This window comes from Nocardia farcinica (genome assembly GCF_029867845.1).
GTDB classification, from domain to species: domain Bacteria; phylum Actinomycetota; class Actinomycetes; order Mycobacteriales; family Mycobacteriaceae; genus Nocardia; species Nocardia farcinica_A.
The window spans coordinates 1-9,102 of sequence record NZ_JARWRU010000828.1 but is presented as its reverse complement, the minus strand read 5'-3'; the positions used below and the strand labels follow the sequence as shown (position 1 = coordinate 9,102).

Sequence of the window (9,102 nt, the reverse complement as noted above, 5' to 3'; positions counted from 1 at the left end):
ACGCCGAGCTCTTCGGTGCGGCACGGCGGCCGGTGGCGGCCTGACCTGCGCGGTTCGGCCCCGGGAGCGGGGACTTCGTCTCGGCTCGCCGGGGTCGCCCCCGTGGGTCCGGCCACAGCGGCTTGGACATATTTAGCAAAGGTAATAATATGGGCTGCGGCGGGCGGCCCCTGACCGTCCCGGACCCGTACGACGAGGTGCGCGTCAGCGATGTCGCCCACGATCACGAGCCGATACCGGCACGGCAACGAGGCCACCCGGCAGTCGCTCGTCCTTCGACGTCATCGCCATCGAGACTCTCGCTCCCGCCGCGGCGGTCGTCGCCGCGCTCATTCCGCCGAGCGCGAACGGCTCTCGCGCGCCGGCCCGCGATGCGGCGACGACCGCCTCCGCATCTCGCGGCACATCACGCCCGGCACCATCGGCGCCGGGCTTCTAGAGTCGGACCATGCCCGATGACCGTCCCGCCCTCGCCTCCGCGCTCGATCTGCGACCGCACCCCGAGGGCGGCTGGTATCGCGAAACCTGGCGCAGTTCGGTGGAATTCACCCCGACCGGCTACCCGGGCGCCCGCGCGGCGGCCACCGCCATCCTGTTCCTGCTCACCCCCGGCGACCACTCGGCCCCGCACACCGTGCGCTCGGACGAACTGTGGTTCTGGCACGACGGCGGGCCGCTGCTGCTCGAGATCGGCGACGAACAGGTGGTGCTCGGCCCCGACGTGGCCGCCGGACAGCAGGTGCAGGCGCTCGTGCCCGGCGGCGTCAGCCAGGCGGCCCGGCCGCTCGGCGACCGGCACGTGCTGGTCAGCTGCGTCGTCGCCCCCGGTTTCGACTTCGCCGACTTCCGCCTCGACTGAGCCGCACCGACGGCCGGTCGCTCCCCGTGGTCGAACCGGTGGCGCGCGCGTACGTGATCACGTGCGGACACGGCCGCACTCGACGACGATCGCGCTACTCGGGCACCTCGACGACGCCCTCGTCGACCGCCCATTTGATGGTCTTCTCCAGCTGACCGCAGGTCTCCGGGCGACCGGGGCGGGCGCCCTCCTCGGCCAGGCGGGCGAAGACGGGGCAGTGCGTCTTCGGCGGCTCGGTCCACTGGATCGAGGTCTGGTGGGCGCTGTACTTGCGCACCAGCACGCGGGTGTGACACCCCTGGCAGTGCAGGGGTGTCATCCCGTCCTCGAGATAGCGCTGACGATCCAGCGCGGTCTGGGCCTGCACGGCGGCCCGCCGCTCGGGCTGATCGGCGAAGTCCGGCGCCTTGGCCCAGGTCGCTTTCATCAGACGCCGGCCTCGGCCTCGGAGCCTGCCTTCTCGGCTTCGGCGGCGGCTTCGGCCTCGCGCTTGCGGCGCAGGTTCTCGGCCACCTCGGCCTCCCACGCCTCGTTGGCCTTGGTGGTGTCCACCTCGAACTCGAAGCGCTGGGTCATCTTGTCGGTCACGTCGGCGGCATCGACGTAGAACTGCTCGTACCAGCGGCGCAGCTGGTAGACCGGGCCGTCCTCCTCGCACAGCAGCGGGTTCTCGACCTTGGACTTGTGCTTCCAGATCTCCACGTCCTGCAGGAAGCCGGTGCCGAAGAAATCGGTCATCGTCTTCGCCAGCTTGGTCGCGGTCGCGTCGTCGAGGCCCTTGGGCTTCTCCACCGTCAAGCCGTATTGCAGGACGAACGAGTCCTGGGTGACCGGATAGTGGCAGTTGATCAGCACGACCTTGACCTCGTAGCCGCCGTAGCTGTTGATCAACGGATTGATCATGTACGACGGGCCGAAATACGAGGCCTCGGACTTCAGCAGCGTCTCGGCGCCGTACTTGGCCGCCAATCCCACATCGGGACGACCCTTGGTCTCCAGGAACTGGGTCGCCACGTGCCCTTCGAAGACGTTCTTGAAATACGTCGGATAGGCGAAGTGGATGTAGAAGAAATGGGCCATGTCGACCACGTTGTCGATGATCTCGCGGCAATTGGCGCCCTCGATCTCGATGCGGTTCCAGGTCCATTCGGTCCAGTTGCTGTCCAGCCCGTCGGTGGGCTCGCCGTCGACGGCGTAAGGGCCCTCGATGTACGGGATGGTCACCTCGTCCGGCGGCGGGTTGCCCTCGTGGTCGTGCCAGACGTAGAGCTGGCCGTTGCGTTCGAGGGTGATCCACTTGCGGGTACGCGCCAGCGGCGGCACGCGACGGGCGTAGGGAATCGAGGTGCACTTGCCGGTCTCACCCGACCAGCGCCAGTCGTGGAACGGGCAGGCGATCTCGTCGCCCTTGACCTCACCCATGCTCAGGTCGCCGCCCATGTGCCTACAATAGGCGTCGAGCACCCGCAGCTCGCCTGCGCTGTCGGCCCAGACCACGAGCTTGGTGCCGAAGGCCTTCACCGAGTGCGGCTTGCCGTCGCGGAAGTCCTTGGCCAAGCCGAGGCAGTGCCATCCACGCGCGTACCGGGTGGGCACAGTCCCCACATCGAGCTCTCTGACCTTGGCTCCACCGCGCGCACCGGCGCCACCCGGCCCGTTGCTCGGGGTAACTCCCATCGCGATTCCTCCTCCTTCGGTACTAGAACACGTTACAAAAATCCCGCAACGAAGGCCAGCGTTCGGCCACAGTTGGTACCGAAGGTCATTGGTGTACCTGCAAAGAGTCCCACTTCTCGACATAAATAAGAACCTGTTCTAGTCTCAGAGGCAAATGAGTACCGGTTACCAATCCGACCAGGCAGGAGCAGGTCCGAGATGACGCAAGAAGTGACCGAACGGGTCGAAGCGCTGTTGCCGACGCTGCGTGAGCGGGCGCAGGAGGCAGAGGACCTGCGGCGCGTCCCCGACGAGAGCATCAAGGCGCTACAGGAAACCGGCTTCTTCCGCCTGCTGCAGCCCAAGCAGTGGGGCGGATACGCCGCCGATCCCGTCGTCTTCTACGACACCGTCCGCAAGCTGGCCTCCGCCTGCGGCTCCACCGGCTGGGTGGCGGGCATCATCGGCGTGCACAACTGGCACCTGGCGCTGTTCGACCAGCAGGCCCAGGAAGAGGTGTGGGGCGAGGACACCGATGTGCGCATCTCCTCCTCCTACGCGCCCATGGGCATCGGCACCGCGGTCGACGGCGGCTACCTCGTCAAGGGCTCCTGGGCCTGGTCGTCGGGCTGCGACCACGCCACCTGGGTGGTCGTCGGCGGTCCGGTGATCAAGGACGGCAAGCCGGTCGACTTCGGCAGCTTCCTCATCCCGCGCAGCGACTACCGCATCGACGACGTGTGGAACGTGGTCGGCCTGCGCGGCACCGGCTCCAACACCGTCGTCGTCGACGAGGTGTTCGTGCCGAGGCACCGCTTCCTGAGCTTCCGCACCATGAACGAGCTGGCCTCCCCCGGCCTCGAGCGCAACACCGACCCGGTCTACAAGATGCCGTGGGGCACCATCCACCCCACCACCATCTCCGCGCCGATCGTCGGCATGGCCTACGGCGCCTACGCCGCGCACGTCGAGCACCAGGGCAAGCGCGTGCGCGCGGCCTACGCGGGCGAGAAGGCCAAGGACGACCCGTTCACCAAGGTGCGCGTGGCCGAGGCCTCCAGCGACATCGACGCCGCCTGGCGGCAGCTGTCGGGCAATGTCGCCGAGGAGTATGCGCTGCTCACCGCAGGCCAAGAGGTGCCGCTGGACCTGCGGGTGCGCGCGCGCCGCGACCAGGTCCGCGCCACCGGCCGCGCCATCGCCTCCATCGACAAGCTGTTCGAGGCCTCCGGCGCCACCGCGCTGACCAACGGCACGCCGCTGCAGCGCTTCTGGCGCGACGCGCACGCCGGCCGGGTGCACGCGGCCAACGATCCCGAGCGCGCCTACGTCATGTACGGCACCCACGAGTTCGGTCTGCCGATCACCGACGGGATGGTGTGATGACCGCGACCGACACGGCGGCCCCGGCCGACAGCGCGACCGCGGAGATCACCTACGAGTCGACCTCCCGGTTCGCCCAGGTCCGTCCCGACCTGAAACTGCACTACCACGAGGCGGGCGTGGGCAACGGCCCCACCATCGTGCTGCTGCACGGCGGCGGCCCCGGCGCCTCCTCCTGGTCGAACTTCGCCCGCAACATCCCGGTGCTGGCGAAGAACTTCCACGTGCTCGCGGTCGACCAGCCCGGTTTCGGGCGCTCGGACAAGCCGGTGGACCACCCGCAGTACTTCCGGCACTCGGCCTCGGCGCTGAAGGACCTGCTCGACACCCTCGGCGTCACCGAGCGGGTGCACCTGCTCGGCAACTCCCTCGGCGGCGGCGCGGCCACCCGCTTCGCGCTCGACCACCCGGACCGCGCGGGCAAGCTGGTGCTCATGGGCCCCGGCGGGCTGAGCATGAACGCCTACGCCCCGGACCCGACCGAGGGCGTGAAGCTGCTGTCGCGCTTCAACTTCGAGCCGACGCGGGAGAACCTCGCGGCGTTCCTGCGGATCATGGTCTTCGACCAGAAGCTCATCACCGACGAGCTGATCGACGAGCGATTCGCCTCGGCCAACACCCCCGAGGCGCTGGCCGCGACCCGCGCCATGGGCAAGTCGTTCGCCGGCCCGGATTTCGAGCTCGGCATGCTCTGGCGCGACGCCTACAAGCTGCGCCAGCCCGTGCTGCTGATCTGGGGCCGCGAGGACCGGGTCAACCCCCTCGACGGCGCCATCGTGGCCACCAAGATGATCCCGCGCGTGCAGCTGCACGTCTTCGGTGGCTGCGGGCACTGGGCGCAATTGGAGAAGTTCCACGAATTCAACCGGCTCACCACGGACTTCCTGTCCGGTGTGCCCCAGGAGGGATGAGTCATGGGTATCCGTTCCCTCGGCTACCTGCGCATCCAGGCCACCGACATGGCGGCCTGGCGTGACTACGGCCTGAAGGTCCTCGGCATGGTGGAGGGCAAGGGCGGCGACCCGAACTCGCTCTACCTGCGGATGGACGAGTTCCCCGCCCGGCTGGTGATCGTGCCCGGCGAGAGCGACCGGCTGCTGGTTTCCGGCTGGGAGACCGCCAACGCCGAAGAGCTGCAGGACATCCGCGAACGGCTCGACCGCGCCGGCGTGGCCTACAAGGAGGGCACCGACGCGGAGAAGGCCGACCGGCGCGTCTACGAGCTGATCCGCTTCGAGGACCCCTCCGGCAACGTGCTGGAGGCCTTCCACGGGGTGGCGCTGGAACACCGCCGCGTGGTCAGCCCGTACGGGCACCGGTTCGTCACCGGCGAACAGGGCCTCGGTCATGTGGTGCTCAGCACCTCCGACGACCAGGCCGCGCTGGAGTTCTACCGCGACGTGCTCGGCTTCCGGCTGCGCGACTCGATGCGGCTGCCCCCGCAGATGATGGGCCGTCCCGCCGACGGCGAACCGGCCTGGCTGCGCTTCTTCGGCTGCAACCCGCGCCACCACTCGCTGGCGTTCCTGCCGATGCCCACCCCCAGCGGCATCGTCCACCTGATGATCGAGGTGGAGAACTCCGACGACGTCGGCCTGGCGCTGGACCGCGCGCTGCGCAAGAAGGTCAAGATGTCGGCCACCCTGGGCAGGCACGTCAACGACAAGATGCTCTCGTTCTACATGAAGACGCCGGGCGGGTTCGACGTCGAATTCGGATGCGAGGGACTGGAAGTCGAGGACGACGACTGGATCGCGCGGGAGTCCACCGCGGTTAGCCTGTGGGGCCACGACTTCTCGGTGGGCATGCGCGAGCAGTAGCCCGCCACCGGCAAGAACCGATCCCCGACAGGACGGCGAACGACATGGAGACGACAGTGACCACCGACGCGAATCCGGCGATCGACCCCCGGCGGTTCCGCACCGTGCTCGGGCAGTTCTGCACCGGCATCACCGTCATCACCCCCTTCGGCGAGGCCGTCGACGGCGCGGACCCCGCGCCGGTCGGCTTCGCCTGCCAGTCGTTCGCCGCCCTGTCCCTCGACCCGCCGCTCGTGCTGTTCTGCCCCACCAAGGGCTCGCGCTCGTGGGCGGCGATCGAGAAGCACGGACGCTTCTGCGTCAACATCCTGGCCGAGGCCCAGCAGCCGGTCTGCGCCCGCTTCGGCTCCAGGGAAGAGGACAAGTTCGCCGGCGTGCCATGGCGCACCACCGAACTCGGCCTGCCCGCCCTCGACGACTCGCTGGCCACCATCGAATGCCGGGTGGAGCGCGTCGTCGACGGCGGCGACCACTACATCGTCATCGGCCGGGTGCTCTCACTGTCGGAGTCCACCGACTCCGGCCGCCCGTTGCTGTTCTACCGCGGCCAGTACACCGCCATCGAGCCCGAGAAGACCACGCCCGCGCCCTGGCGCGCCGATCTCGAGCACTTCCTCACCACCACCACGCTGGACACCTGGCTCTGAGCCCTGCCTCAGGCGCGTGCCTCAGTCCGCCGTTCCGGGCGGGACGACCCACCGCACGGCTTGGCCGGTGACGGCAGCGATCACGTCGTAGTCGCCGTCGTAGTGCAGCACGGTAACGCGGTGTCTTTCCGCGACGGCGGCGATGATGAGGTCCGACGTGGACAGGGCTCGCCAGTTCCCACGTCCGACGAGCAACCCTTGCACCTCGGCGGCTCGATCCCAGGCCTCGTCCGGCGTGGGCAACCAGTCGAAACCGCGCAGCTCGTCGCGAATCCGCACCGCATCCGATTTCGAGCGCGCCGCTCGAAGAATTTCCAACTCCACCGCCCCGCAGACGGCGAGAACCCCCGCGTTGTGCAGTGGCTCGACCATCGCCCGCACACCGGATTTCGGATAACGCGCCAAGGCGGACGTGTCGATCAAGTACCTGATCGACACGATCAGGCCGCGCCCTGATCGGCCGAGGAGTCGGCCTCTCCGGTCAGGCCGGGCAATCCCCCCGCGGCGAGCCAATCCAGGAACGATTGCCGCTTACGGCGCTTGATCACGTCTTCGAGCGCCGCATTGACAGTGGCGACCTTCGTCGTCGTACCGAAGATCTCGGCCGCCTCGGCCAGCATCGCATCGTTCACATCGATAACGGTTCGTGCCATCTCTACCACCTCCGCATACAAGGGTAGGCCCGCGATATCGAAAGATACAGATCTTGATATCAAAGCCGCGCCTCGCTGTTCGCGAATGATGCGTGTAATATAAGCACAAACTTATAAAGGGAGGCAGATATGGCTTTGCTGACGGACCCGGCCGCCGCGGCCGGACTGGTCACCAGGGAGATCCGCACCGGCTCGCGCGGTGGGGATTCCACCAGGGTCGCGGTGGCCCGCCGGACCTACCCGACGGCGCAGGAGGACCTCTGGGAGGCGCTGACCGACCCCGAGCGCCTGCCGCGCTGGTTCCTGCCGATCAGCGGCGAGCTGGAGGTGGGTGGGAAGTACCAGCTCGAGGGCAATGCGGGCGGCACGGTCGAGGCGTGCGATCGGCCGCAGCGGTTCGCGGTCACCTGGGAGTTCGGCGGGAACGTGTCCTGGCTGACGGTCACGCTCACCCCGGACGGCGAGGGAACGCGACTGGAGCTGGTGCACGAGGCGCCGGTGGACCCGCAGATGTGGGATCAGTTCGGGCCGGGCGCGGTCGGTGTCGGCTGGGATCTGGCGCTGCTCGGTCTCGGCATCCACGTCGAGACCGGCGAACCCGTCGACCCCGAGGTGGCGATGAACCTGCACACCACCCCCGAGGGGATCACCTTCATCCGCACCGCCGCCGAGGCCTGGGCCGACGCCGCCATCGCCGACGGCGACGACCCGACGGCCGCGCACACCGCCGCCGAGCAGACCATCGTCTTCTACACCACCGAGCCCGAGGCGGGCCCCGAGTCCTGATGGCGCTACCCCCGGCGAAGATCTTCGAGGCGCTCGGCGACCCGCTGCGCAGGCAGCTGCTCGCCCTGCTGGCGACGGGCGAGCGGTCCGCGGGCGAACTGGTCGCCGCCGCCAGGGAACTGACCTCGATCTCCCAGCCCGGCGTCTCTCAGCACCTCAAGGTGTTGCGCGAGGCCGGGCTGGTCACCGTGCGCGCCGACGGCAACCGGCGGCTCTACGCGCTCGACCCGGCAGCAGTGGGGGTCGCCCTGGACTGGCTCACCGGGCTGATCGATCCGTTGCGCGGGTTCGGGCAGCCGCTGGACGCTCTCGCCACGGAGGTGGCCAGGGGCAAGCGCGCCCGCCGCGCCGCACCCGCCGCCGAGAACACCCCGCGCGAAGTGCGCGGGGCCTGATCCGCACCGGGACGATCCGACATCGTCGCCCGATGGTGGTCCGACCTCGACGAGATCGCCGTCGGCGCCGGGAGCGATATGGACGGTTCCTGGCCCTCGGATGCCTTGTCTAGTTCAGGAGGCGGACGGTGGAGAAGATCTCGCGGGCCTGGTCGGGGGTGACCTCGCCGGTGACCTCGCGGTCGGCGGCGATGGTGAGCAGCAGGGTGGTGCCTTCGGAGCCGGTGAAGGCGAAGGTGTAGATGGAGTAGGCGGTGGCGCAGTCGGCCGGGTCGGGAGTCTGGGGGCCGGTGGTCTCCACCATCGCGCCGGTGAGGCCGGAGCGGGTGGTGAGGTTCTCGGGGCCGGTGACGCGGCGGGTCCAGCCGGAACTGTCGAAGGCGATCCTGGCGGTGGAGTCGCCCCATTCGGTGGCGGCGGCGGCGAGATCGGGCACGTCGGAGCGGCTGACGAAGCTGGTGGCGCGGTTGTTCTCGCCGCAGTAGTCCTCGCCCTCGGCGGCCGTGCCGGTGCCGGAGATGCGGCCCTGCTCGTTCTCGAAGCCGCGGATCGTGCTGGGGGAATCGACCACCCAGCCCTCGGGGACGTCGTAGGCCACGCCGCGTGATTCGACGGCGATGCCCTGGTAACCGGGGAGCAGCGCCGCCGTGACGGCCGCCGACCGCGTGGTCGGGGTCGGGCGGCCCGTGGTGGTCGCGCGCGTGCTGGTGGCCGGCGGCGCGGTGGTGGTCGTGGTGCGCTCGCTCGCGGAGTCGGTCGACGGCCACAGACCGCCGCCGGTGGACAGGGTGCTCAGCACGACGAAAGCGACGACGACGCCGACGAGCGGCGTGAAGACGCCGATCTTGCCGAGGGGGCCCGGCGCGTCCTTCATCGGGTACCGGTTGCCCCCGCCGGTAACCG

Annotated in this window: 12 protein-coding genes; 7 read left to right on the top strand and 5 right to left on the bottom strand. The window is 69.1% G+C overall.

The window, feature by feature from the left end:
- Positions 1–448 precede the first annotated feature (448 nt).
- A complete protein-coding gene (locus QH283_RS18025) occupies positions 449–859 on the top strand; it encodes a cupin domain-containing protein (protein WP_280504160.1) in 411 nt (136 codons plus the stop codon).
- A gap of 94 nt (positions 860–953) precedes the next feature.
- Here QH283_RS18025 and QH283_RS18020 read toward each other — a convergent pair whose 3' ends face one another.
- Positions 954–1,286 carry a hypothetical protein gene (locus tag QH283_RS18020; RefSeq protein WP_280504159.1) on the bottom strand — a complete coding sequence of 111 codons (333 nt, stop codon included), beginning with the start codon at positions 1,284–1,286 and terminating at the stop codon, positions 954–956.
- On the bottom strand, positions 1,286–2,536 hold the full coding sequence (locus tag QH283_RS18015) for a Rieske 2Fe-2S domain-containing protein (RefSeq protein WP_280504158.1): 1,251 nt from the start codon (positions 2,534–2,536) through the stop codon (positions 1,286–1,288). Before QH283_RS18015 ends, QH283_RS18020 begins: the two co-directional genes overlap by 1 nt.
- A 198-nt stretch (positions 2,537–2,734) precedes the next feature.
- Here QH283_RS18015 and hsaA point away from each other — a divergent pair, with 198 nt between their 5' ends.
- Genes hsaA through hsaB form a run of 4 tightly spaced genes read left to right on the top strand, consistent with a single transcriptional unit; the run spans position 2,735 to position 6,365 of the window.
- Positions 2,735–3,898 (top strand): 3-hydroxy-9,10-secoandrosta-1,3,5(10)-triene-9,17-dione monooxygenase oxygenase subunit, encoded by a 1,164-nt coding sequence (hsaA, locus tag QH283_RS18010; RefSeq protein ID WP_280504157.1) that lies wholly within the window; start codon positions 2,735–2,737, stop codon positions 3,896–3,898.
- Positions 3,898–4,809 carry a 4,5:9,10-diseco-3-hydroxy-5,9,17-trioxoandrosta-1(10),2-diene-4-oate hydrolase gene (hsaD, locus tag QH283_RS18005; protein ID WP_280504156.1) on the top strand — a complete coding sequence of 304 codons (912 nt, stop codon included), beginning with the start codon at positions 3,898–3,900 and terminating at the stop codon, positions 4,807–4,809. The genes hsaA and hsaD overlap by 1 nt, the downstream gene beginning before the upstream one ends.
- 3 nt (positions 4,810–4,812) lie before the next feature.
- Positions 4,813–5,718: an iron-dependent extradiol dioxygenase HsaC gene (gene hsaC / locus QH283_RS18000; protein ID WP_280504155.1), complete on the top strand. Its 906-nt coding sequence runs from the start codon at positions 4,813–4,815 to the stop codon at positions 5,716–5,718.
- Positions 5,719–5,762: 44 nt separating this feature from the next.
- On the top strand, positions 5,763–6,365 hold the full coding sequence (gene hsaB, locus QH283_RS17995) for a 3-hydroxy-9,10-secoandrosta-1,3,5(10)-triene-9,17-dione monooxygenase reductase subunit (RefSeq protein ID WP_280504154.1): 603 nt from the start codon (positions 5,763–5,765) through the stop codon (positions 6,363–6,365).
- Positions 6,366–6,386: 21 nt separating this feature from the next.
- On the opposite strand, the gene QH283_RS17990 is transcribed toward hsaB, so the two are convergent.
- Both QH283_RS17990 and QH283_RS17985 read right to left on the bottom strand, forming a co-directional pair.
- The gene (locus QH283_RS17990; protein WP_280504153.1) at positions 6,387–6,788 is read right to left on the bottom strand and encodes a PIN domain nuclease; all 402 of its coding nucleotides are present in this window, start codon (positions 6,786–6,788) and stop codon (positions 6,387–6,389) included.
- A gap of 17 nt (positions 6,789–6,805) precedes the next feature.
- Entirely contained in the window at positions 6,806–7,018 is a 213-nt protein-coding gene (locus tag QH283_RS17985) for a type II toxin-antitoxin system VapB family antitoxin (RefSeq protein ID WP_280504152.1), read from the bottom strand.
- A gap of 129 nt (positions 7,019–7,147) precedes the next feature.
- Between QH283_RS17985 and QH283_RS17980 the strand changes: the two genes are divergently transcribed.
- Both QH283_RS17980 and QH283_RS17975 read left to right on the top strand, forming a co-directional pair.
- A complete protein-coding gene (locus tag QH283_RS17980) occupies positions 7,148–7,804 on the top strand; it encodes an SRPBCC family protein (protein ID WP_280504151.1) in 657 nt (218 codons plus the stop codon).
- Positions 7,804–8,199, top strand: a complete 396-nt coding sequence (locus QH283_RS17975) for an ArsR/SmtB family transcription factor (RefSeq protein WP_280504150.1) — start codon at positions 7,804–7,806, stop codon at positions 8,197–8,199. Before QH283_RS17980 ends, QH283_RS17975 begins: the two co-directional genes overlap by 1 nt.
- 109 nt (positions 8,200–8,308) lie before the next feature.
- Here the strand turns inward: QH283_RS17975 and QH283_RS17970 are convergent.
- A partial coding sequence (locus QH283_RS17970) for a hypothetical protein (protein ID WP_280504149.1) occupies positions 8,309–9,102 on the bottom strand: 794 nt, incomplete at its 5' end.

Bases quoted from the DNA above. Each gene is read 5' to 3' on its own strand.
- QH283_RS17985 (WP_280504152.1), bottom strand. From the start codon at position 7,018: ATGGCACGAACCGTTATCGATGTGAACGATGCGATGCTGGCCGAGGCG.
- QH283_RS18015 (WP_280504158.1), bottom strand. From the start codon at position 2,536: ATGGGAGTTACCCCGAGCAACGGGCCGGGTGGCGCCGGTGCGCGCGGT.
- hsaD (WP_280504156.1), top strand. From the start codon at position 3,898: ATGACCGCGACCGACACGGCGGCCCCGGCCGACAGCGCGACCGCGGAG.
- QH283_RS17980 (WP_280504151.1), top strand. From the start codon at position 7,148: ATGGCTTTGCTGACGGACCCGGCCGCCGCGGCCGGACTGGTCACCAGG.
- hsaC (WP_280504155.1), top strand. From the start codon at position 4,813: ATGGGTATCCGTTCCCTCGGCTACCTGCGCATCCAGGCCACCGACATG.
- QH283_RS17975 (WP_280504150.1), top strand. From the start codon at position 7,804: ATGGCGCTACCCCCGGCGAAGATCTTCGAGGCGCTCGGCGACCCGCTG.
- QH283_RS18020 (WP_280504159.1), bottom strand. From the start codon at position 1,286: ATGAAAGCGACCTGGGCCAAGGCGCCGGACTTCGCCGATCAGCCCGAG.
- hsaB (WP_280504154.1), top strand. From the start codon at position 5,763: ATGGAGACGACAGTGACCACCGACGCGAATCCGGCGATCGACCCCCGG.
- hsaA (WP_280504157.1), top strand. From the start codon at position 2,735: ATGACGCAAGAAGTGACCGAACGGGTCGAAGCGCTGTTGCCGACGCTG.
- QH283_RS18025 (WP_280504160.1), top strand. From the start codon at position 449: ATGCCCGATGACCGTCCCGCCCTCGCCTCCGCGCTCGATCTGCGACCG.